Source organism: Methylobacterium sp. J-072, assembly GCF_022829425.1.
GTDB lineage: Bacteria > Pseudomonadota > Alphaproteobacteria > Rhizobiales > Beijerinckiaceae > Methylobacterium.
Genome location: NZ_JAKSYK010000084.1, coordinates 12,473 through 31,494, shown reverse-complemented (window position 1 = coordinate 31,494; position 19,022 = coordinate 12,473). Strand labels below are relative to the sequence as shown.

The window sequence follows — 19,022 nt, the reverse complement described above, 5'->3', positions numbered from 1 at the left end:
GGCCCGGTGCGTAGCGGGGCGTATGGTTTGAAGCGCAAGGCCGAGGTCCGTTCACCACCCCTAGCCAAGATTGCCGGACGGCCGACCAATGACCGCTTATAGGAAGTGCCGACGACCGCTCACATGACTGGGTTGGGTCGGTGATGGACAGGCTGGCAGCCGTTACCTTGGAACCGTCACGGCCGGGCTAGCACGCAATAATCTCGCCGGTGCGCCGGCCGGACAGATGGCCGGTCAAGCAGCCTTTCGGGTCCTGCCCGCGGTAGCCTTGCCCGAAGCGCGCTTCCTCGCGGGCGTCGAGGGCTTAGTCTCCGTCTTGCGCGGCTGCGCCTTGGCCGGCGAAACGACCTTCTCGGAGTCGATGCTGCGCCTCAGGACTTCCATCAGGTTCACGACGTTGCCGGAGCTCGGCGCACCGGCCTTCGCCTTGCCCTTGCCCTTCGCCGGCTTCGGGGCCTTCCCCTTCACCAGGGCGATCAGCGCCTCCTCGTAGCGGTCCTCGAACTTCGAGGGATCGAACTTCCGGGTGGATCGCGCGATCAGCTCCTCGGCGAGCGCTCGCATCTCGGCCGTCGGATCGCCGTCGGGCATGTCTTCGAAGTAGGCCGTCGGCGACCGGACTTCGTCCTGGTAGCGCAGCAGCGTGGCCAGCAGGCCCTTGCCGTACGGTTCGAGCAGCACCACCCGTTCGCGCTTGTAAATGACGATGCGTCCGAGCCCGGCCATGCCCTTCTTCTTCATCGCATCCCGGATGACGGCGAAGGCCTCGCGAGAGACCTTGTCCTCGGCCGCGAGGTAGTACGGCTTGTCCAGATAGCGCTCGTCGACCTCGCCGCGCGTGCAGAACGCCTCGATGTTGATCGTGTGCGTGCTCTCCAGGGCGATCTCGCTGAGCTCGTCGTCCTCGACCGGCACCAGCTCGTCCTTGGCGATCTCGCAGCCCTTCACCTGATCGTCGCGCTCGACGGTATCACCGGTCACCGAGTCGACCATCAGCTGCTTGAGACGGTTGCCGGTCTTGCGATTGATCGTATGGCACTTCAGCTCCCTCGACGAGCTGACCGCCGGATACAGTCCGACCGCGCAGGAGACGAGTGAAAGTCGAAGGTGACCTTTCCAGTTGGCGCGGTCTGCCACGTCGGTCTCCTGTGTCCGTCGAAGTATTGCCGCCCATCGATGCATCCGTAGTGCAGCGATCGGGAGCTTGACGGTTCAACGAGAGTCCAACTCGACTCGTTCCTCCACAGGCACACCTGTGGATAACTTGCCCAGTATTGTAGTTCCCTCCTCCGTTCCGGCCCGCTCAGGAACCCGATCCCGCCGGTCCCGTTTCCTGGAAGCGATGACCGAGCCTCTCAAACCGTATCGGGAAAAGCGGGATTTCGAGGCATCGCCCGAGCCCAAGGGAAAGCGCGGCCGCAAGGCGGCGAAGGCGCGGTTCGTCGTCCAGAAGCACGATGCGCGGCGCCTGCACTACGACCTGCGGCTCGAGTTGGACGGCGTCCTGAAGAGCTGGGCCGTGACGCGCGGACCGAGCCTGTCGCCTGCCGAAAAGCGGCTCGCCGTCATGACGGAGGATCACCCGGTCGACTACCTGGCCTGGGAAGGATCGATCCCGAAGGGCCAGTACGGCGGCGGGACCATGATCGTCTGGGACACCGGGTCATGGGAGCCGGTCGGCGATCCGGCCGTCGGGCTGGCGAAGGGCCACCTGGAGTTCGCCCTGCACGGCGAGCGGCTCGCGGGCCGCTGGCATCTCGTGCGCATGAAGGGCCGCGGCGGCGAGAAGAAGCAACCCTGGCTTTTCATCAAGGTCGACGACGAGCATGCGCGTCGCGACGGCGACATTCTCGTCGAGCACGGGGCTTCGGTCCTGTCGGGTCGGACCAACCGGGATCTCGATGGCGGCGGGGCCGTGAGAGCCGATCACGCCGCCCGCGCCGATGTGGTGGCAGAACGGAAGACGAAGCCGCCGGCGAGCCGGTCCAAGGCAGCCCGCAAGGGGATCCTGCCGCCCTTTGTCGAGCCCGCGCTGACGACCCTCGTCGACGACGTGCCCACCGGCGACGGATGGCTGTACGAGATCAAGCACGACGGCTACCGCATGCAGGCCCGCATCGACGGTGGCTCGGTGAAGCTTCTGACGCGCTCGGGCCTCGACTGGACCGCGAAGTTCGAAGCCGCGGCCCAGGCCCTGAAGGCCATGAAGCTGCCATCGGCCCTGATCGACGGCGAGATCGTCGTCGAGACCGCGGCCGGCGTCTCCAGCTTCTCCGCCTTGCAGCAGGCGCTCGCCGCTGGCGATACCGGATCAGCAGTCTTCTACGCCTTCGATCTGCTCTACCTCGACGGCAAGGATCTGCGTGCGCTGCCCCTGACCGAGCGTAAGGACCTGCTGCTTCAGAGCCTCGACGACGCACAGCCGGGCGGCCCCATCCAGTTCAGCGAGCATCTCGCCGCCGACGGCGCGGCCATGGCGCGCCACGCCTGCAGGCTCGGCCTGGAAGGCATCGTCGCCAAACGGGCGGACGCGCCCTACCGGTCGGGCCGAACCGACGCCTGGCGCAAGATCAAGTGCAGCTCGTCAGAGGAATTCGTCGTCGCCGGCTTCATGCCGTCGACCACGGCGACCCGTTCCGTGGGGTCGCTGATCCTCGGGACGCACGAGGACGGCACTCTCGTCCACGTCGGGCGGGTCGGCACCGGCTTCCGCGACGCGGTCGCTCGGGATCTCTGGACACAGCTGGAGCCGCTGCGCATCCCAGCGGCGCCCTTCGAGGCCGAGCTGCCGCCGCTGGCGCGCCGGAACGCACGCTGGGTCGAGCCCAGGCTCGTCTGCGAGGTGACGTTCCGCGGATGGACGGGCGACGGCCAGCTCCGGCACGCGTCCTTCAAGACCCTCCGCACCGACGTGAGTCCGGACGATGTCGTGCGGGAGGCGAAGCCGAAGCCGCCGAAGGCACGGACGCGGAAGCCCGCGGAGGCGGTCGCCAAGCTGACACATCCGGATCGCGTGCTCTGGCCCGACGTCGGCCTGACCAAAGAGGGGCTCGCCGAGTACTACGCGGAGGTCGCCGACCGCATTCTGCCGCATGTCATCGGCCGGCCGCTGTCGCTTCTCCGGTGCCCGGACGGTCTCGGGTCCTGCTTCTACCAGAAGCATGCCTGGGCCGGGCTCGACGAGCGCTACATCCGGATCGCAGGCGATGAGAAGGCGGTCGTCGTCGGCGACCTTGAAGGCGTCCGCGCCCTGGTCCAGGCGAGCGTACTGGAGATCCATCCCTGGGGCGCGCCGGCCGCGGACCCGGATCGCCCGGACCGTCTGGTCTTTGATTTGGATCCAGGCGACGGCGTCGCGTGGGCCGATCTCGTCGCCGGCGCGCTGGATGTGCGCGAGCGGATGTCCGCCGCCGGCCTCACCAGCTTCGTGAAGACCACCGGCGGCAAGGGGCTGCACGTCGTCGTGCCGATCGAGCCGAAGGCCGGGTGGGACGAGGCGAAGGCCTTCGTGAAGCGCATCGCATCCGAGATGGCTAAGGACGCCCCCGACAGCTTCGTCGCGACCGTGTCGACGAAGGCCAGGGACGGACGGATCTACGTGGACTATCTGCGCAACCAGCGCGGGGCGACCGCCGTCGCGGCCTTCTCGCCTCGGGCCCGTCCCGGGGCGCCCGTATCCGTTCCCGTCAATTGGGACGAGCTCCCGTCGCTCGGGTCCGGCGCGCGCTTCGACGTCGCGAGCCTACCGGGTCGCCTCTCCGCCTTGGGTCACGATCCCTGGGCCGGGTTCGAACGCGCGGCCCTGCCATTGGATGTTGCAGGGCGTCGGCCACGTCGGAGGGCCTAGTGGTCGAAATCCAGCGCTCGGCACTCATCGCAAGGGGCTGCTTGCGACCCCTTGCCGACCCTCGAAGGTCCGCTTCCAGGCTGTTGAAACACAGGCCAACGACCGGGTCGGGTGGAAAATGGACTGGCCGCTCTTGGCTTGCATTCGAGAATACAGGGCATTCGACAGCAGCTCGAAACTACAAATTTGTGAGCCGCCTGCACGCATCGATGCCGATTGCGCATCAATCGATCCAGGAATGATGTTGGACACGTAAACGGCTCTGCTCCACGAGTCCCGCTGAACGAAGGCTGCCGTTGCTCCGTGAGTACCGAGACGGGCCTCGACATCGGAGGATCGCCGTGGCTCAGGCAGGGCAAGCGCTCAAGCAGACCAAGGTCAGATACGTCATCCTGGCCCTGATCTTCCTCGCAACGACCTTCAACTACGTCGATCGCGCGACCCTGTCGGTCGCCGCCTCGTCGATGCGAACCGAATTCGGCTTCGACGCGATCACAATGGGCCTCGCCTTCTCGGCCTTCGGCTGGGCTTACACGGCGATGCAGATCCCAGGCGGCTGGGTGCTCGACAAGTACGGCGCTCGCCTCGTCTGCGGCATCGGGCTGATCCTGTGGTCAGCCCTCACGATGATGCAGGGCCTCGTCCACGTCGTCTCCTTCACCTTCCTGGCGCTGTTCGCCCTGCGCTTTCTCATGGGCATCGCGGTGGCGCCGGCCTTCCCGGCCAACAGCCGCCTCACGGTGATGTGGTTCCCCACGAAGGAACGCGCCTTCGCGACCTCGATCTTCCAGTCCGCCCAGTACTTTGCGCTGGCCGTGTTCACCCCGGTCATGACGTGGATCCTGCACGCCCATAGCTGGCAGGCGATCTTCTATTGGGCTGGCGGCGTCGGCATCATCCTCGGCGTCGTGTGGCTGCTCTACGTCCACGAGCCGCGCCACCATCGAGGCGTGAACCAGGGTGAACTCGACTACATTGAAGCCGGTGGCGGCCTGCCGAACATGGGCGACAAGCGCGATCGCATCCGCTGGTCTGAGGTCAAGGCCCTCGTCAGCAACCGCATGATGATCGGCATCTATATCGGTCAGTTCTGCCTGACCACGATCACGTGGTTCTTCCTGACGTGGTTCCCGACCTACCTGCTGGAAGCGCGGGGCATGTCGATCCTCAAGGTCGGCCTCGTGGCGGCGATCCCGGCAATCTGCGGCTTCCTCGGCGGCCTCGCGGGCGGCCTATGGTCGGACTGGATGATCCGGCGCGGCTTCAGCCTCACGACGGCGCGCAAGACGCCGATCATCGTCGGCCTATTGTTCTCCAGCACGATCGTGCTCGCCAACTACGTGCCGTCCGACGTGTTCGTGATCGTGGTAATGAGTGTCGCCTTCTTTGCCAAGGGCATCGGCAATCTCGGCTGGTGCATCGTCGGCGATGTCTCGCCAAAGCAGATCATGGGCGTCAGCGGCGGCATCTTCAATCTGTGCGGCAACCTCGCCAGCATCATCACGCCGCTTGCCATCGGCATCATCGTGAAGGAGATGGGCTCCTTCGACCTCGCCCTCGTCTACATCGGTGTGGTCGCGCTGATCGGCGCCCTTTCCTACCTCGTCATCGTCGGGCCGCTGAACCGCCTGGAGATCCGCAGCGACGAGCGCGCCCCGGATGCCAAACCCGTCCTGCCGCGCGACGTCGGCACCGCCCGGGCCTGAGCGCCCCAACCCCAAACTCTGGAGGACTTCATGGCTCAGGACACCGTCACCGGCATCCGCCTGCGCTCGGTCTACCTGCCGCTCAAGACCCCGATCAGCGACGCCAAGGTGCTGACCGGCCGGCAAAAGCCAATGACCGAGATTGCTATCCTGTTTTGCGAGGTCGAGACCTCGGACGGTCACCGCGGCCTCGGTATCAGCTACTCGAAGCGAGCCGGCGGGCCGGGACAGTTCGCCCATGCCTGCGAAATAGCCCCCTCGCTCCTCGGGGAAGAGCCGAGCGACATCGCCAAGGCTTGGGACAAGCTCGCCTGGGCCGGAGCCTCGGTGGGCCGCAGCGGTCTCGCCGTGCAGGCGATCGGCGCCTTCGACGTGGCCCTCTGGGACCTGAAGGCAAAGCGCGCCGGCCTCTCGCTCGCCAAGCTCCTCGGGGCGCAACGCGACAGCGTGCGCTGCTACAACACCTCCGGCGGCTTCCTGCACACCCCGCTGGAGGAGCTTTTGGTCAACACCGACCGCTCCCGTCAGAAGGGCATCGGCGGCATCAAGCTGAAGGTCGGGCAACCGGATTGGGCCCTCGACATCAAGCGGGTCTCCCGCGTTCGGGAGCATCTTGGCGAGGCGTTCCCGCTGATGGTCGATGCCAACCAGCAATGGGATCGTCCGACCGCGATGCGGATGGGCCGGATCTTCGAGCAGTTCAACCTGATCTGGATCGAGGAGCCGCTCGATTGCTACGACGCCGCTGGCCACGCGTCTCTGGCCGCCGCCCTCGACACGCCGATCGCCACCGGCGAGATGCTGACGAGCGTGTCCGAACATTGGGACTTCATCCGCCAAAACGGCGCCGATTTCCTGATGCCGGACGCGCCCCGGGTCGGTGGCATCACGCCCTACCTGAAGGTGGCGACGCTGGCCGAGTTCGCCGGCCTGACCATCGCCCCACACTTCTCGATGGAGCTGCACATCCACCTCGCGGCTGCCATGCAGCGGGAGCCGTGGGTGGAGCATTTCGAGTGGCTGGAGCCGCTATTCAACGAACGCCTTGAGCTGAAAGACGGGCGGATGCTGGTGCCGACGCGCCCCGGCCTCGGCATCAGCCTCAGCGAGCAGGCGTTGACCTGGACCCGGGAGCTCGCAGGGTTCGGAAGTCTCAGCTGATCGCTTCTTCGGGGTCCCCCTCAGTACCGCATGCCGGATCGGTACACCCTCCGTCGTCCGCTTTCGGGCAATAAGCAAATTGTCTCGGACGACCGAATGGGGTCGGTAGGAGGCTGTCCGCTTTTGCGGCGGCCCTGCCCCGAAGCGGTCATTCTGCTTTCGGCCAGATTACGTCATGCCGGATAGCCGACAGGCGCAAAACCGGTCCTTCGGCTTACCGCCTGCACTGCACGAACTCCTTGTAGTCCCGTCCTGGGATCGCGGGTGGGTGGCGGCCTGTAGGGACGGGATGTGGCTGCGCAGATGCCGATCAGCAGGATGGACCTCGTAGACGCGGCCTCGCCGGAGGCGCTCGTCAAACGCATCCTACAGGCTGAGCCGAACCTTTCGGTGCCCGTGCCGATCCAAGACCTGTGCGCGCGCCTTGGCATTCTTGGAATAGAGGACCTCGACACCGACGAGTTCGAGGGTGGCCTCGTTACCGACGCGAAGCGGTCCGAAGGCACCATCCTCGTCAAGCGCGGGGGCGAACCGCGTCGCCGCTTCACCATCGCGCATGAACTCGCCCACTTCCTGATGGCGCACCACGTCCCGGATCAATCCGGCCGGTTCATGTGCAAGAGCTCTGACCTTCTCCGCGTCACAGCGAAGGAGGGTGATCAGCGGCAGCGCAGGGAGGTCGAGGCCAATCGCTTCGCCACTCTCATGTTGATGTCCCCGCACCTGTTGCGGGGAGCCATGGCGGCCTTTCGCGAGCCCAATCTGCAGCACGTCCTCATGCTCGCGCGCGACTTCGCGGTCGGCAAGGAGGCGGTGGCTCGGGCCTACGTGCAATACCAACCTGAGAGGATCGCCATCGTCGTGGCGGGCAATGGCCGGGTGCAGCGGTGCTACCGCAGCCTCTCCTTTCCGGCCATCATCCCCGCGGTCGGCAGCCCGGTCCCAACAGGCTCGCTCTATCACAGTGGTCCACACCAGCCGAACATCGCGAGCGACATCGCCGCGTGTAATTCCAATCTCTGGATCGACGTGAAGCGCGACCTCCGCGCGCCGTCCCTCTATGAACAGGTTTACCTTCAGCAGAACACTTTTGCGATGATCCTCCTACGTCTGGAAGCTGTCCCGGAGGAGAGCGCGGAGGAACGCAGGCTGGATGAGGGCTGGCGTCACCGTTTCCACTCGGGGCGACGGTAGGCAAGACCCAGCCCTGATGGAACAACCCCGACGGCTATAGCCTGCTGCTTCGTCAAAGCGGGCGGTACCGCCGTCCCGAGGCTGATCCGGCGCACGCCTCAGGTCGGCATAGGAGCAATGAGGGTCGTGAATGGCGGGAACTGACGACTATCTTCGGTTGGTCCTCAATCTGGCTGCGGAAGAGGAAGCGTTCCTCGACCCGGTCGGGCGCGCCGAGGACGCCGGACTGAACGCTATGGGCACCGCGTCTGTAACGTCTCCTGCGGTGTCGCTGATGATCACGAACCGTCAGCGAGCGGCGCTTCGTGAGCTTGGCTTTTCGGAAGAATCCATACGGCAGATGACGCCCGCCGAGGCGCATGGGAAGCTTGGATTGGCCTAGCTGTCGTCACCTGAACGCGGATCAGGCGGCTGCCGGCGGCGGCGATGGTGTCGTCTCGAAATGGGCGGTTGTCACGGCAGGGCTGAGCTACAGCTCGCCGGTCGTGGATAAGGCCGCTTGTGTGCAGAACCGCGCCGCTCGAACCTCTCAAGTTTCAAACACTTGCACGGCGCGCGAAGCGGGCGGAATCAGAGATGTGCCTGGGTTGGTGAGCCGGTGTCGCTCAAGCATCCGCGGCGGTGTGGGTTTGCATCAGAGACGGGTTCGAGCCGGCAGCATGTGATTGCCGCCGGCTCGGATCGTAGCTTCTTTATCGTCCCGTCAAGCAGCAGTCTGGGTCGCGGGCCGCGTGCGCTGCGGTCGTGAACGGTTGACCGGCTTGCTCGCGCTGATGGTGTCAACGGTCTGCATGTGCGCGGGCGCTGCCAATGCCTCAGCAGCGGGTGCGTATGCGCCGGCTCCTATCGCGAGTTCTAGTTCGCCGTCGAGGAGCCACCAGTCGGTGTAGCGACGGTGAAGTATGCGGGCATGGTCCGGGAAGCCGGCGGCGGCCAGGGCAGCGAACGCGTGCTCGAGGGTAAGCGGGATGAAGGGGATTGGGCCCGCGTGCGGGTCCGTGAGTTGGTGCGTGTAAGTTGCGGCGGCTGCGTGTGCGAGTTGGTTGTGCGAGGGGGCGATGAAGGCGAGCGTGGCCGTGTCCGCGAGGCCGGCGGCGAGCATTGCCGAGGCGAGGCAGTGCTGGCGATAGAGCTGCTGACAGGCGGGGCCGGCCAGGGTCGGGTTGTCGGACGCGATGAACAGGCCCGGGGTCGTATGCGCGATCTCCGTGTGCCGGGGGTTGGGCGGTGGGGCAGGTTCATACCCGGCTTCGCTGTACTTCATCTCGATGCAGATCAGCGCCCGGGCGCCGTTGGGGGCGATGCCGCGGAGGACGATGTCGAATGCCGTTCGGTCGGCGGTAAAGCGCGGGTCACCGCGGCCCGGCGAGTGCTCGAACAGGATGTCGGTGACCTCTGCCAGCGCTCCGGGGAACAGTTCCGCCATGAAGCGGGTGGCGAGCGCGGAGTCGGCAGTGAGTGGGCCAAAGAGGTTGAAGGCGAGCGGCTGCGAGGAAAGCAGGTTGGTGCGCAGGCGGCCGATATCGTAGGCGGCGCCAGGTTCGCGGTAGGCCAGCGCGCGGGCGGCCACGGCGGCGATGGCGGGCGTCATGAAGTTGGCGCCGGTGCGGCCGGCGGCGATCGAGATGCGCGAGCCAAGGCGACGGACGCGGTGCGGGTTAGCGCGGTCGAGATGGGTGCCGATTGGCAGGTCACGGTCCTCGCGCCAGAGGCCTTGAAGGAAGCGGGCGGCGGCCTTGAAGCGGTGGTCGGCGGGGACGAACACGTGGTGACGGCGTCGGGCGGCTTCGGGGATGACGGGGAGGTGGGATGGCGGTGCGCCGAGGCCGGAGGGGTCGAGGGTGCTGTGGGCGGCAAGGATGTCGCCGGTCTCATTAAGGCTACCGGCATCGGTTGGCGGCGGCAGGGGGATAGTGATGTCCATGGCGAATTGCCTCGTGTCGGCTGCGGGGGTGCGGCCGAGACGGGGTTCCCGGGACGGGCGGAGAGATGAACAGGCGCCGCGGTCGGCGGCCGACAGCGGCGTAGGGTAGGCAGGTGTGGGACGGCGGCGGGGAGCGGCGGCGGGCCTGCCCGGGGTCCAGGCGCAGGTGAAAGGGGTTGGATGTAATGTAGCCGGTGCGACACGCGCTCGACACGCGCAGCCGTGCGTCAAAGCGCCGTCCGGTCACCTGGGTCCCGGATGCGCAAGGAGCGGACATCAGCCCACCGCTTGGCAGCGAGCAATCAGCTTCACGTGGGTGACCGTCCTGTGTCGACACGAAGCAGACCTTCAGGGATGCCTCGCTGATCGGCCGCTACTTGCCCAGGAGCGGACCTTCTGGTGTTCGCGGCGAACGCTTGTGGCAAAGCCGGGATCGGACCGGCGACCAGGCGTCGTCGCAAACGGCCTCCCGCTATGCTCGGCTCGATCGCAGGCGGGCGACCTCGCTCGGTCCGATCTCGAGGTAGAAGCGGATCGCATCGTCGACCAGAGCGTCGGACGTGACACCTGCAGCCTTCGCGGCCCGAGTGACCTGAAGGCCAAGTGCCAGATCGACGCGCAGGGCGGCGCCCTGGCTCGGCGAAGCTGGTGCGGCGGTAGAGACAGGTAGGGTCGCAGCACTGTCGCGCGACTCGAGCTTGCCGAGCTTCGCTTCGCGACGGCCCCGGTGGACGAGAGCGTCGGCGCGCTCATTAAGACGGTCGCCGGCATGCCCCCGGACCCAGGTCCATTTCACGTCGCGCGCCGCGTTCAGTTCGTCGAGGCGCTTCATGAGGTCGACGTTCTTCACGTCACCCGTGGTTGTGCGCCAGCCTTTCGCCTTCCAACCGCGCATCCACTCGGTCACCGATTTGACGACGTACTGGCTGTCGCACCGCATCTCGATCGCGGCCCCGGCCGGGAAATGCTCGAGGCCCTTGATCGCAGCCGTCAACTCCATGCGGTTGTTGGTCGTGGTGCCGGGCTCACCGCCGCACAGCTCGACCGCGCTGTCCGGGGCGGCGATGACGACCCCCCAGCCCCCTGGACCGGGGTTAGGGTCGCAACCGCCATCAGCATAAACGATCGTTCGCATCGTGGCGTCGGCCTTGCGTTGGGGTGGTCGATGGGAGGCCGCCCTCGATGCCCGAAATTGGCTGACAGATGGTATCTTCACGGGTCGCCGTTTGAGCCGAATGAGAGCGTCCGGTCCTCGAAGATTTTGCCAACTGGCGAGACGGCTGAGACGGGTCAAGTGGGGTAGAAGGGCGGTTGTTGCGCTAGGGGAGAGCTACAGCTCGCAGGTCGCCGCGTAGCCCGTTTGTCGGGCGAACTGAGCCATTCTGACCGCTCAAGTTTCAAACACTTGGCGGGACTGCGAAACGCCCGGAAACGCCGTTGTCGGGGTGAGGGTGCTGCCGGTTGGTGATCGCCGTGCAAGAGGTAAGCAGGGTCGGCATTCAGCCAGGAGACCGCGGTGTCCGGGGCCCCGAGCAGGGGCTGGCCATCGCGTGGCCCCAGCAGGGCGGAGGGGGCCTGACGTGTGTCGGGCCAGTGGGTACGTCGGCGGAGATGGCCGCAACTGTGGCCGGTGCTGGCGATTCGCCAGCCGGTGGGGGTGGACAGTCCGGCGGGGTAAGGGCGCTCTTTGCATCCAGTCTGTGCGCGTTTCGGAGAAACATAGCGCCGTCCAGAGTGTGGTGAGCAGGCGGATCCGCCGCTGGCCTCTGTAGCGATGGCGCTGATGTCCTCGCGCGGGTGCCGGTCGCCGTGACGCGTGAGCTACCTACGTCTTCACGCCCGGCTGAAGTAGTGAGCGTCCCAGCGCACAGCGACGTCCTGCATTTGCAACGCGAGCTGCCGGGGCCCTCGGTTGCTGCCGACGCCTCAGAAAGTGGGGGCGGAACAAACTTGCACTTGATCAGCCCGGCGTTGACTCGTCGCGATCTTCGAGGGACCGCCGCCAGACCGGCACGTGGTACGGGTCGAGCCGGGCCCGCCGCTTGCTCATATACCGGCTGAACGAAGACGTCGTCGACAGGACAGCGTCACCGATCGCCAGCCGCAGCCGCGTCTGCCCCGTCTCTTCCAGGTCGTCCGTCTCGCGCAGAAGGCTCTGCACACGGTAAAGATCGACCGTGCCCCCCGCAATCAGCGCGGCAGCGTTCATGGCGTGATCGCGGGCCTCGAAGTGGCACCACAGCCAGAGCAGGTGCTCCGCACTCGCCAGCCGGGCAGGGATGTCGAACCACGGGCAGGTGATTGCCTCCGCGAGCAGCCCAGCTTCGGTAGCACAGGTGCACGGCCGCAGCATCACCTCGATGGGCCGTGGACACAGCAACAGGTCCATGTGCGGCGCGAACCGCACCCGTGTCGCCTGTACGAGATCAGCGGTACGCTCGCGCCCGTCCGCGCCGAGGTCGGCGACGATCTCGATCACGCCGACGTATCGCGCCTGCTCGTGCAGCGTCAGCGCGATGCGGCCGACCACGGCGTAGGCGTAGCCCTCCGCATTGAGCCGCCCGACGATGTCGCGGAAGATCGCCGGCAGCATCCCCGGCGTCGGGTTGCTTAGGTCGTGGCAGTCGACGAGGAGCGCCTCGATGTCGTCTGAGCTACCGCCCATGATGCGTACCTCCAGATCAGGTGCAGGTGCGGTAATGCGCGTCCGAGCGTACCGCGTGACGCTCCCCGGCGAGGCCGAACAGCCGCACGAGTTCGGCGATCGTCTCCGGGCTCTGCAGGCGCCGATCGGCGTAGAGCGTGAACAACGCGGGCTCGCGCATGTAGACCACCCGCCCGCGCGGGAACGCCTCGTACTCGTGGCTCGCGATGGCCGTCGGCAGGCCGCGGCGGCGCAGCATCGTGGCCCCCAGCTTGCGCCAGGCCTCCCAGACTTCATGGTGTCCACGGGGGTGGGTGAGGCAATCGCCGTAGGCCTCCGCCTTCGCCAGGGAGGTACGGTCGGTGACCAGCACGGTTCGCCCGCCCTCCGGCACGCCCCAGAAGATACCGACGCTCGGTGAGAGGTGTGCGTCTACGGGAAGGCCGGGGCTCGGATTGGCGGTGTCGTCGGTGGTCATGGCGCACCCAGTCCATGAGCGGACCGTGCCTGCGTTGGGGTGGCGTTATTGGCGATGGCCGAGGACATGGAACCTAGTCTCAGAGACCCACGCGGAGCCGATGAGAGGGTTTCCCGCAAGGCCCACAAAAATTTACAACTGCACGCTGATTTCGGCGCGGCGGACCGACGCATAACCTTCGAAGGTCAAACGAGGGCCTGTGCGGTATCCCGGTCGCGCCCACCGGCCCACGCCACCTTAATAGCTCGTACCCAGCGTACGCGGAGGCAGAGGATGCGCTCGCCCGGTGCGAAGGAGTTTAGCCTGCGCGGGGCTTGCCCCCATATCAATCGGTCAAGCCAGTCAGAGCCGAAGCCGAGCACAGCGAAATGTTAGGTTGATTGTCGTTGGCACACGGTCGACCCCAAGCAAGGCAATCAGCTGCTGCCGGTCTGGGTGACGCCGCAAAACTGAGGATTCTTAGCGGCCGACTTACCGAGAATGAGACAACCACGGATCTCCGCGAACGATCACGGACGCCAGCAGATTTTCCGTATATTTTCCGTACGCTAGGCCAGCGCAACGTCCAAATTCATGCTAAGTAATTGAATTTATTGGCGCGCCCTACGGGAATCGAACCCGTGTTTTCGCCGTGAAAGGGCGACGTCCTGGACCGCTAGACGAAGGGCGCTTTGGCTAGGCCGGGGTTCTATAGTCGGCGGCGGCGCGTCCGGCAACCGTCGATCCGCACGGGGGCTCAGGTTTGACCGCGGGGCGGCTTGGGGCGATGGAGGGGCATGGTGCAGATCCCGCCCCGCATGACCCTCGTCCTCGGCGGGGCGCGTTCCGGCAAGAGCGTCTACGCGGAGGGGCTGATCGAGGCCTGCCCCGGCCCGTGGCTCTATCTCGCCACCGCGCAGGCCTTCGATGACGAGATGGTCGCCCGCATCGGCCAGCACCGGGCCCGGCGCGCCGAGCCGTGGCGCACCCGCGACGTGCCGCTGGCCCTGCCGGAGGCGGTGGCGGCCGCGGAGGGGCCCGTCCTGGTCGACTGCCTCACCCTCTGGCTCACCAACCTGATCCTGGCGGAGGCCGACTTGGAGGACGCCGTGGCGCGGCTTCTTGCCGCCTGCGCGCGGGCGCCGGGGCCGCTGGTGCTGGTCGGCAACGAGGTCGGGCTCGGGATCGTGCCGGACAACGCGCTGGCCCGCCGCTTCCGCGACGAGGCCGGGCGCCTGCACCAGCGGCTTGCCGCCCGGGCCGACCGGGTCGTGCTCACCGTCGCCGGCCTGCCGCTGGTCGTGAAGCCGCAAGCGCCCCTTCAAGTCCCTCTCCCTGGAGCCTCCGCATGAGCGACGACGCGACCCGCCACCGCGAGAAGATGGAGAAGCGTAAGGCCGTGCAGGATGCCGAGGTGGCGGAGAAGACCCTCGAGAAGGGCCTGCTCCTGGTCCATACCGGCCCCGGCAAGGGCAAGAGCACGGCGGCGCTCGGGCTGATGCTGCGCGCGCTCGGCCGCGGCTGGCGGGTCGGCATGGTGCAGTTCATCAAGGGCGGCTGGGACACCGGCGAGCGCCACGCGGTCGGGGTGTTCGGCGACCGGGTCGCCTGGCACACGCTGGGGGAGGGGTTCACCTGGGAGACCCAGGACAAGGCCCGGGACATCGCCGCCTGCCGCCACGCCTGGGCCGTGGCCGAGGGCCTGATGGCCGATCCGACGATCCGCCTGCTCGTCCTCGACGAGCTCAACATCGCGCTCCGCTACGATTATCTCGACCTCGACACCGTGGTCGCCGCCCTGCGCGCCCGCCGGCCGGACCTGCACGTGGTCGTCACCGGCCGCAACGCCAAGCCGGCCTTGATCGAGGCCGCCGACCTCGTCACCGAGATGGGCAGCGTGAAGCATCACTTTTCCGCCGGCGTGAAGGCCCAGGAGGGGATCGAGTTCTGAAGCCCGCGCGCAAGAAGGCCCTGATGATCCAGGGCACCGGCTCCGATGTCGGCAAGTCGCTGCTCGTGGCGGGGCTGGCGCGCGCCTTCACCGACCGGGGCTTGGCGGTGCGCCCGTTCAAGCCGCAGAACATGTCGAACAACGCCGCCGTCACCCCGGATGGCGGCGAGATCGGCCGCGCCCAGGCGCTCCAGGCCCGGGCCGCCCGGGTGCCGCCCTCCGTGCACATGAACCCGGTCCTGCTCAAGCCCCAGAGCGAAATCGGCTCCCAGGTGGTGGTGCAGGGACGGATGGTCGCCACCGTGAAGGCCCGCGACTACCAGGCCTGGAAGCCCCGGCTGATGCCCGCCGTCCTGGAGAGTTTTTCGCGATTGGCCGCGGAGGCCGACCTGGTGCTTGTCGAGGGCGCGGGCTCGGCCTCCGAGGTGAACCTCCGGGCCGGCGACATCGCCAATATGGGCTTTGCCCGGGCCACCGATACGCCGGTGGTGCTGGTCGGCGATATCGACCGGGGCGGCGTGATCGCGAGCCTGGTCGGCACCAAGGCCGTGATCGACCCCGCCGACGCCGCGATGATCGCCGGCTTCATCGTCAACCGCTTCCGGGGCGATCCGAGCCTGTTCGCCGACGGCATGCGGCTGATCGCCGAGCGGACCGGCTGGGCGCCGCTGGGCTTGGTGCCGCATTTCTCCGAGGCCGTGCGCCTGCCGGCCGAGGACGTGCTCGGGCTCGCGGGCTCCGGGCCGCGTCCGGCCGGGACCGTCACGGTCGCGGTGCCGGTGCTGCCGCGCATCGCCAATTTCGACGATCTGGACCCGCTCCGGGCCGAGCCAGGGGTGTCGGTGGTGCTGGTGCGCCCCGGAACGCCGATCCCCGCGGAGGCCGCCCTGGTGCTGCTGCCGGGCTCCAAGACCACGATCGACGACCTGGATTTCTTCCGCGCCGAGGGCTGGGATGTCGACCTGCGCGCCCATGTCCGGCGGGGCGGGCGGGTGCTCGGCCTGTGCGGCGGCTACCAGATGCTGGGGCGCAGCCTCGCCGATCCGCACGGGATCGAGGGTGCGCCCCGCACGGTGCCGGGCCTCGGGCTCCTGGACGTCGAGACCGTGATGAGCCCGGACAAGCGGCTGGCCGCGGTGACCGGCACGAGCCTGCCCGATGCGGTGCCGTTCTCGGGCTACGAGATGCATATCGGCGCCACGCACGGGCCCGACGCGGCCCGGCCGCTGCTGCGGCTCGCCGACGGACGCGCCGACGGGGCGGTCTCGGCGGATGGCTTGGTGGCCGGGACCTACGTGCATGGCCTGTTCGCGCACGATGCCCAGCGCGCCGCCTGGCTCGCCCGCCTCGGCACGGTCTCGGAGGGGGCGGGCTACGAGGCCGGGGTCGAGGCGGCCCTCGACGGCCTCGCGCGACACATCGCGGCCCATGTCGACTGCGACCGGCTCCTGGCGCTTGCCCGGTAGGCGAAGGCCACGCCACGGATTACTCTGTGTAATTGCCGGCCCTCGCCACGAGGGGCCGCACGGGTCCAGAGGAACGCCATATGCCCCCCACGCAGCCCCCGGTCGGCGAGGAGTTCGCAGAGAGCACCGTCCGCACCGTGACTTTGCGGCTGATGCCGCTGCTCGGCCTCCTCTACCTGATCGCCTATATCGACCGGCAGAACGTCTCCTACGCCAAGCTGGACATGGTCGGCAGCCTGGGACTCAGCGAGACCGCCTACGGGCTCGGCGCGTCGCTGTTCTTCCTCGGCTACTTCCTGTTCGAGGTGCCCGCCAACGTGTTCCTGGAGCGGGTCGGCGCCCGGGTCTGGTTCGCCCGGATCATGTTCACCTGGGGCGTCGTCACGCTGTTGCTCGGTTTCACCCAGAACGCCGCGATGTTCTACGTGCTGCGCTTCCTGCTCGGTGTCTCCGAGGCCGGCTTCTTCCCCGGCGTGCTGTTCGCCCTCACGCTCTGGTTCCCGCAGGCGCACCGGGCCCGGATGATCGGCTGGTTCATGATCGCCAGCGCGGTGGCCAACGCGGTCGGCGCGGCGATCGGCGGGGCGCTGCTCGGCCTCGACGGGGTCTGGGGGCTGGCCGGCTGGCAATGGGTGTTCCTGGCCACCGGCGCGCCGGCGATCGTGATGACCGCCATCGTGCTGCTGATCCTGCCGAACGGTCCCGAGACGGCGCCCTGGCTGTCCCAGGACCAGCGCGACTGGCTCGCCCGCACGCTGCGGGCCGAGCGCGAGGGCGGCGGCCTCGTCGATCACGGCAATCCGTTCGCGGCGCTCCTCGACAAGCGCGTGCTGATGCTGGCCGGGGTCTACGTCTCGCTGCCGCTGGCCGCCTACGGCCTCGGCTACTGGCTGCCCACGGTGGTCAAGGGGTTCGGGGTCTCGAACCTGACCAACGGTTTCCTCAACATCATCCCGTGGGTCGCCACCGCGGTCGCCCTGTGGTGGGTCCCCCGCCACGCCGCCCGCACCGGCGCCCAGGGCAACGCCCTGACCTGGCACGTGGTCGGGCCGGCGCTCGTCGGGGCGGCCGGGCTGGCGCTCAGCGTGATCCTGCCGGGCAACGCCGTGAAGTTCGCCTGCCTGTGCGTGGCGGCGGCCGGGACGTTTTCCGCCCAGCCGGTGTTCTGGTCGATGCCCGCGACCTTCCTGCGCGGGGCGACGGCGGCGGCCGGAATCGCGGCGATCAACTCGGTGGGCAATCTCGGCGGGTTCGTCGCGCAGAACATGGTCCCGTTCATCCGCGACCAGACCAAGAGCGACCTCGTGCCGATGCTGTTCCTGTCCGCCTGCCTGGCGATCGGCGCCGGCCTGATGTTCATCGTGCTCTCCGCCCTGCGGCGGGACGCGGCCCGGCGCGAGGCGGCGCCGACACGGGCTCGGACGGCCTGAACATCGCACGACATCGTGCGTTATTCTTCCTGATGCCCGTCTATCGGGCATGATGATGCAATCCCGCAGCCCCGCGGGACATCATCGAGGAGGGCACCGCGATGAGCGAAGGAATTCCGCTTCTGATCCTCGCCCTGGGGACTCTGGGCGGCGTCTGGTTCCTGGCCGCCGCGGCCCGGAAACAGGTCGCCGACGCCAAGGGCTCCCCGGAACGGTCCAACGTGATCCGCGACCACGGCGGCGCGCCGCGGGCGAACATGCCGGGCACGGAACACTGATCCCTCAGCCGGCAGCGATCCGCCGGCAATGGTCGAGGGCGGCGCCGATCAGGTTGTCGCTGGCCTCCGGGGTGCGGAAGGCCGAATGCGCCGAGAGGGTGACGTTCGGCAGGGACGCGAGCGGATGGTCGGCGGGCAAGGGCTCGACCGTGAACACGTCGAGCCCGGCCTGGGCGATCCGCCCTTCGCGCAGGGCTTCGACCAGGGCGGGCTCGTCGACCAGTGCCCCCCGGGCGGTGTTGATCAGGATCGCTCCGGGCTTGAGGGCGGCGATGCGCGCGGCCGACAGGAAGCCGCGCGTCTCATCGGTCAGGAGCAGGTGGAGCGAGACCACGTCGCTCTCGGCCAGCAGCTGCTCCAGGGGAACGAATTCGACCTCCGGATGCGTTTTCGGTGTCCGGTTCCAGGCCAGCACCCGCAGGCCGGCGCCGCGGCAAAGCCGCGCCATCTCGGCCGCGATCCCGCCGAAGCCGACGAGACCGACGGTCTTGCCGGTGAGCTGGATCCCCTCGGTGCGCAGCCAGCGCCCCGCGCGCATTGCCCGGTCCATCTCGGGCAGGCCCCGGGCGGCGGCCCATAGGAGCGCGAAGGCGCATTCCGCCACCGCAGTGTCGCCGTAGCCCTTGATCGTATGGACCGTGATGCCGAGCTCGGCCTGGAGCGCCTCCGGGTCCATGTAGCTGCGCGCGCCGGTGCCGAGGAACACCGCGTGGCGCAGGCTCGGGCAGGCTCGGGCCACGTCGAGGGGGAGGGCGGTGTGGTCGATCACCGCGATCTCCGCCCCGGCGAGCAGGCCGGGCAGGTCCGCCGGGGTGATGTCGGGCTGGCGATTGATCGCGACGGGCGGATCGTCCGGCCGCAGCAGGCGGCGCGCCACCGCCGCCAGGGTCTCGCTGGCATCGACGAACACCGCGCGCATCGGCTTCTCCTTAGTCCCGCTCAAGCTAGCGTAGCGCAGGCCGTG

The 19,022-nt window shown here is 67.9% G+C and carries 16 protein-coding genes and 1 tRNA gene; 10 read left to right on the top strand and 7 right to left on the bottom strand.

All coding sequences use genetic code 11. The features are described from left to right. Nucleotides 1-234: 234 nt before the first annotated feature. Complete coding sequence (locus MKK67_RS09260; protein WP_243963595.1) at nucleotides 235-1,137, bottom strand: Ku protein; 903 nt, start codon at nucleotides 1,135-1,137, stop codon at nucleotides 235-237. Between MKK67_RS09260 and ligD the strand changes: the two genes are divergently transcribed. From ligD to MKK67_RS09235, 5 genes are all read left to right on the top strand, one after another. Further along, nucleotides 1,121-3,847, top strand: coding sequence for a DNA ligase D (gene ligD, locus MKK67_RS09255; RefSeq protein WP_313899008.1), 2,727 nt, complete (start codon nucleotides 1,121-1,123; stop codon nucleotides 3,845-3,847). The two genes, MKK67_RS09260 and ligD, sit on opposite strands and share 17 nt — an antisense overlap. Before the next feature lie 341 nt (nucleotides 3,848-4,188). Then, nucleotides 4,189-5,553: an MFS transporter gene (locus MKK67_RS09250; RefSeq protein WP_313899007.1), complete on the top strand. Its 1,365-nt coding sequence runs from the start codon at nucleotides 4,189-4,191 to the stop codon at nucleotides 5,551-5,553. 30 nt (nucleotides 5,554-5,583) lie between these two features. Next, nucleotides 5,584-6,714, top strand: a complete 1,131-nt coding sequence (locus MKK67_RS09245) for an L-talarate/galactarate dehydratase (protein ID WP_243963594.1) — start codon at nucleotides 5,584-5,586, stop codon at nucleotides 6,712-6,714. Nucleotides 6,715-7,032: 318 nt separating this feature from the next. Beyond that, nucleotides 7,033-7,908 carry an ImmA/IrrE family metallo-endopeptidase gene (locus MKK67_RS09240; RefSeq protein WP_243963593.1) on the top strand — a complete coding sequence of 292 codons (876 nt, stop codon included), beginning with the start codon at nucleotides 7,033-7,035 and terminating at the stop codon, nucleotides 7,906-7,908. A gap of 130 nt (nucleotides 7,909-8,038) precedes the next feature. Further along, the gene (locus MKK67_RS09235) at nucleotides 8,039-8,290 is read left to right on the top strand and encodes a hypothetical protein (protein ID WP_243963592.1); all 252 of its coding nucleotides are present in this window, start codon (nucleotides 8,039-8,041) and stop codon (nucleotides 8,288-8,290) included. Between the two features lie 321 nt (nucleotides 8,291-8,611). Here MKK67_RS09235 and MKK67_RS09230 read toward each other — a convergent pair whose 3' ends face one another. The 5 genes from MKK67_RS09230 to MKK67_RS09210 form a co-directional block, all read right to left on the bottom strand. After that, nucleotides 8,612-9,832, bottom strand: coding sequence for a PGN_0703 family putative restriction endonuclease (locus tag MKK67_RS09230; protein WP_243963591.1), 1,221 nt, complete (start codon nucleotides 9,830-9,832; stop codon nucleotides 8,612-8,614). Between the two features lie 472 nt (nucleotides 9,833-10,304). Next, a complete protein-coding gene (gene rnhA / locus MKK67_RS09225) occupies nucleotides 10,305-10,967 on the bottom strand; it encodes a ribonuclease HI (protein WP_243963590.1) in 663 nt (220 codons plus the stop codon). Between the two features lie 825 nt (nucleotides 10,968-11,792). Then, nucleotides 11,793-12,425: a hypothetical protein gene (locus MKK67_RS09220; protein ID WP_243963589.1), complete on the bottom strand. Its 633-nt coding sequence runs from the start codon at nucleotides 12,423-12,425 to the stop codon at nucleotides 11,793-11,795. An 88-nt stretch (nucleotides 12,426-12,513) separates the two neighbouring features. Then, nucleotides 12,514-12,954 (bottom strand): hypothetical protein, encoded by a 441-nt coding sequence (locus MKK67_RS09215; RefSeq protein WP_243963588.1) that lies wholly within the window; start codon nucleotides 12,952-12,954, stop codon nucleotides 12,514-12,516. Nucleotides 12,955-13,548: 594 nt separating this feature from the next. Continuing rightward, nucleotides 13,549-13,624, bottom strand: a tRNA-Glu gene (locus MKK67_RS09210). Between the two features lie 106 nt (nucleotides 13,625-13,730). Between MKK67_RS09210 and cobU the strand changes: the two genes are divergently transcribed. The 5 genes from cobU (at nucleotide 13,731) to MKK67_RS09185 (ending at nucleotide 18,058) form a co-directional block, all read left to right on the top strand. Then, a complete protein-coding gene (gene cobU, locus MKK67_RS09205; protein ID WP_243963587.1) occupies nucleotides 13,731-14,285 on the top strand; it encodes a bifunctional adenosylcobinamide kinase/adenosylcobinamide-phosphate guanylyltransferase in 555 nt (184 codons plus the stop codon). After that, the gene (gene cobO / locus MKK67_RS09200) at nucleotides 14,282-14,884 is read left to right on the top strand and encodes a cob(I)yrinic acid a,c-diamide adenosyltransferase (protein WP_243963586.1); all 603 of its coding nucleotides are present in this window, start codon (nucleotides 14,282-14,284) and stop codon (nucleotides 14,882-14,884) included. Before cobU ends, cobO begins: the two co-directional genes overlap by 4 nt. 23 nt (nucleotides 14,885-14,907) lie before the next feature. Further along, nucleotides 14,908-16,350 carry a cobyric acid synthase gene (locus tag MKK67_RS09195; protein WP_243963585.1) on the top strand — a complete coding sequence of 481 codons (1,443 nt, stop codon included), beginning with the start codon at nucleotides 14,908-14,910 and terminating at the stop codon, nucleotides 16,348-16,350. Between the two features lie 80 nt (nucleotides 16,351-16,430). After that, nucleotides 16,431-17,780 carry an MFS transporter gene (locus MKK67_RS09190; RefSeq protein WP_243963584.1) on the top strand — a complete coding sequence of 450 codons (1,350 nt, stop codon included), beginning with the start codon at nucleotides 16,431-16,433 and terminating at the stop codon, nucleotides 17,778-17,780. Nucleotides 17,781-17,881: 101 nt separating this feature from the next. Beyond that, nucleotides 17,882-18,058: a hypothetical protein gene (locus MKK67_RS09185; protein ID WP_167367757.1), complete on the top strand. Its 177-nt coding sequence runs from the start codon at nucleotides 17,882-17,884 to the stop codon at nucleotides 18,056-18,058. 4 nt (nucleotides 18,059-18,062) lie between these two features. Here MKK67_RS09185 and MKK67_RS09180 read toward each other — a convergent pair whose 3' ends face one another. Next, nucleotides 18,063-18,977 carry an NAD(P)-dependent oxidoreductase gene (locus MKK67_RS09180; protein ID WP_243963583.1) on the bottom strand — a complete coding sequence of 305 codons (915 nt, stop codon included), beginning with the start codon at nucleotides 18,975-18,977 and terminating at the stop codon, nucleotides 18,063-18,065. Nucleotides 18,978-19,022 lie beyond the last annotated feature (45 nt).

Coding starts and splice junctions, on each gene's coding strand:
- MKK67_RS09195 (WP_243963585.1), top strand. CDS start 14,908: ATGATCCAGGGCACCGGCTCCGATGTCGGCAAGTCGCTGCTCGTGGCG.
- MKK67_RS09215 (WP_243963588.1), bottom strand. CDS start 12,954: ATGACCACCGACGACACCGCCAATCCGAGCCCCGGCCTTCCCGTAGAC.
- MKK67_RS09230 (WP_243963591.1), bottom strand. CDS start 9,832: ATGGACATCACTATCCCCCTGCCGCCGCCAACCGATGCCGGTAGCCTT.
- MKK67_RS09190 (WP_243963584.1), top strand. CDS start 16,431: ATGCCCCCCACGCAGCCCCCGGTCGGCGAGGAGTTCGCAGAGAGCACC.
- rnhA (WP_243963590.1), bottom strand. CDS start 10,967: ATGCGAACGATCGTTTATGCTGATGGCGGTTGCGACCCTAACCCCGGT.
- MKK67_RS09245 (WP_243963594.1), top strand. CDS start 5,584: ATGGCTCAGGACACCGTCACCGGCATCCGCCTGCGCTCGGTCTACCTG.
- MKK67_RS09180 (WP_243963583.1), bottom strand. CDS start 18,977: ATGCGCGCGGTGTTCGTCGATGCCAGCGAGACCCTGGCGGCGGTGGCG.
- MKK67_RS09220 (WP_243963589.1), bottom strand. CDS start 12,425: ATGCTGCCGGCGATCTTCCGCGACATCGTCGGGCGGCTCAATGCGGAG.
- MKK67_RS09240 (WP_243963593.1), top strand. CDS start 7,033: ATGGACCTCGTAGACGCGGCCTCGCCGGAGGCGCTCGTCAAACGCATC.
- MKK67_RS09235 (WP_243963592.1), top strand. CDS start 8,039: ATGGCGGGAACTGACGACTATCTTCGGTTGGTCCTCAATCTGGCTGCG.
- cobO (WP_243963586.1), top strand. CDS start 14,282: ATGAGCGACGACGCGACCCGCCACCGCGAGAAGATGGAGAAGCGTAAG.
- cobU (WP_243963587.1), top strand. CDS start 13,731: ATGGTGCAGATCCCGCCCCGCATGACCCTCGTCCTCGGCGGGGCGCGT.
- MKK67_RS09185 (WP_167367757.1), top strand. CDS start 17,882: ATGAGCGAAGGAATTCCGCTTCTGATCCTCGCCCTGGGGACTCTGGGC.